Here is a 327-nt window from a genome sequence, read left to right on the forward strand (position 1 = left end):
GATGACAAGCACATTGCCACGTTCGAGCAATTCGCGTCCGCTGGCCCAGGCGAGTTCCCAGGCGGCGAGTGTCCGCGACCTGATGCCGGAACTGTCTTCCAGCCCTTCGGCTGCTTTCCCGGCAAGGGCAGCGCCGATCACCCGGCGACCATCGCTCTCCCAGGCAACGCGTGCGGCGGCAAGCAAGGTCGACTTACCGGCGCCGGCAAGGCCGACCACGGCGGCGATAGCATTGTCCCGGGTGATATGATGGATGGCGTCCACCTGTTCCGGATCGAGCCGGAAGGAGTTTTCCGGATCCTGCGTTTCGACCTGCCTGATCGCCGC

At 65.1% G+C, this 327-nt stretch carries 1 protein-coding gene; it reads right to left on the reverse strand.

The window, feature by feature from the left end; all coding sequences use genetic code 11:
• Nucleotides 1-327 (reverse strand): AAA family ATPase (locus tag MOV76_RS39570; protein ID WP_247266639.1); only part of this gene is annotated, 327 nt, incomplete at both ends.

It is taken from the genome of Rhizobium sp. PRIMUS64 (genome assembly GCF_023006465.1).
Classification (GTDB): Bacteria; Pseudomonadota; Alphaproteobacteria; order Rhizobiales; family Rhizobiaceae; genus Rhizobium; species Rhizobium leguminosarum.